The 1,999-nt window shown below is 71.0% G+C and carries 2 protein-coding genes and 1 pseudogene; all 3 read right to left on the bottom strand.

Translation table 11 applies throughout. The features are described from left to right. Window positions 1-274, bottom strand: a pseudogene (locus tag IH13_RS0101015) (hypothetical protein); the annotation flags it as partial. A 217-nt stretch (window positions 275-491) separates the two neighbouring features. Next, window positions 492-1,550, bottom strand: coding sequence for a metallophosphoesterase (locus tag IH13_RS0101010; protein WP_031080184.1), 1,059 nt, complete (start codon window positions 1,548-1,550; stop codon window positions 492-494). 174 nt (window positions 1,551-1,724) lie between these two features. Next, window positions 1,725-1,999 (bottom strand): substrate-binding domain-containing protein (locus IH13_RS0101005; protein ID WP_158791008.1); only part of this gene is annotated, 275 nt, incomplete at its 5' end.

The raw sequence follows: 1,999 nt of genomic DNA, 5'->3' as shown, positions 1-1,999 counted from the left end.
TGCCCGCGCCCGTCCGGTCCTCGCCGCTCCGCACCGGGCCGGCCGGCCCGCGCACCTCGCCGCGGACCTCCACGTAGTGCTCGTACTCGGCAGCGGCGGCGGTGATCAGGGCGGTGGCGTCGAGCGCCGTCGTCCGGAGGCGCTCCGCGTCGAGGTGGCCCCCGACCCCGTCGAGATCCGGACGTACGTGGGCGTGGCGTAGCGCGTCGGCGAGGGTCCGCTCGTACGCGGTCCGGTCCTCGGCCAGCAGGTGCGGAGTGCCTTTCATGTGCATCCCCCGATGCTCCGTAGGGCCTGAGCGACCGGGCTGCCGGGCGGGTCGGGCGGAAACGGAGGAGAGCCTGCTACTGGTACGCCGATGGTGGAGCTGTCACGGCAGGACGGGACAGGGGGTTTCCGGAAACAGGCCCGGCGGCAGGCCCGGAAACAGGCCCGGCGGCGGACCCGGCGGCCGGTGCGGTCAGGTCGGGAGGGATCTTCCGAGGGGAGCGTCAGTCATGCAGGGGGAGTCGGACGACCAGTAGCTTTCCGGCCATGGTGACTCCGCCGTCCATGGCGATGGCCAGCCCGTCCGCGTACACGTGCGGGCCGTCCACCAGGGTGCGGGTGCTGTCCTCGCCGTCCTCCGAACCGACCTCGCCGAGCAGGTAGGGAATCGGGCTGTGGCCATGGACGACCCGCCGGCCTCCGTAGGTCGCCATCATCTCGCGGACGGCCTGTGCGCCCCCTTCGTCGCGGAAGGCGAACCGCTTGGTGAGCTTGCGGAACAGGTCCCAGCACTCGTCCGCGTCGTGCCGGGTGAGAATGGCGTGCACCGTGTCGTTGACGTCCTCGATGGTGGAGCCGTAGTCGAGGTAGGCGGTCGTGTCGGAGTGCATCAGCAGATGCCCGTCCTCCTCGACGACCGCGTCGAGCCGGGCCATCCACTGGAGGTGGACGTCCTGGAGCCGCTCCATGTCGGTCTTCTGGCCGCCGTTGAGCAGCCACGCCGCCTGGAAGGTGGCGGTGCCCGCGCCGGAGTTCACCGGGGTGTCGCCGAACCTCTTCGCGCCGATGAGGAGCAGCTCGTGGTTGCCCATCAGGGCCTTGCAGTACCCGCCGGCCGCCGCGGCCTCCGCGGACAGCCGCATGACGAGGTCGATGACCCCGATGCCGTCCGGGCCCCGGTCGGTGAAGTCGCCGAGGAACCACAGCCTGGTGTTGCCGGCCGCCCAGCGCCCTTCGGTGTCGACCAGGCCCTGCTCACGCAGGGCGGCGAGCAGCTCGTCGAGGTAGCCGTGGACGTCGCCGACCACGTACAGCGGTCCGCGGGCCGGGTCGCCGTTCTGCCGCTGGTCCGTGACGGCCCGCACCTGGGCGGTGCCACCGCGGTTGATCACCGGGAGGTCGCGCTCGGTGGGCGTGTACCCCTCGGGCGGCTCGTCGCCCAGCGGCGCGTTGCCGGGGTGCGGCGCGGGCGGGGGCATCGGCGCCTGCGCATAGGGCGGTACGCGGAAGTCGCGCAACGTCGCTGTCCGCACCACGGGTTCCTGACCGGCCCCCTGAGTCATCGACCCCTCCACCACCGTTGCACCGCCGTACACCTGACGGGCCTTGCCTGGTAGAGGTGGTCCGCGGTGTCGTGCGCCCATCATAGGAATGCGGATCGTGCTGTGTGACGCACCAGGGGTGGTGAATCCGGACGCACTCGGAGTTCACCGGCCAATTGGCCCGGAATGCCCCGGTCAGTCCCCCGCGGGTGAGCGTGGTGCACTGACCGTCGTCCGGGGAGGCCGCCGCTGCGAAGAGGTCCGGACGATGAGTTCCGTCGGTATCACCCGCTCCACCGGTCCGTCGTGGCCGACGCCCTCGATGGCGTCGATGAGGAGCTGGACGACCGCCGTGCCGATTCTGCGCGGCTTGAGCGAGAGCGTCGTGATGGGGGGCTCGGTCGACGCGTACACCGTGGACTCGCTGCAGCAGACCAGTAACAGGTCCTCGGGCTGTCTCTTATACACAT

This window comes from Streptomyces sp. NRRL WC-3549 (assembly GCF_000721935.1).
Taxonomy (GTDB): domain Bacteria; phylum Actinomycetota; class Actinomycetes; order Streptomycetales; family Streptomycetaceae; genus Streptomyces.
Note: the sequence above shows the minus strand (reverse complement) of the source record. Positions and strands in the feature narration are given on the sequence as shown.

What these genes read in the sequence shown, in the direction of transcription:
- IH13_RS0101010 (WP_031080184.1), bottom strand. Translation starts at nt 1,550, where the DNA reads ATGACTCAGGGGGCCGGTCAGGAACCCGTGGTGCGGACAGCGACGTTG.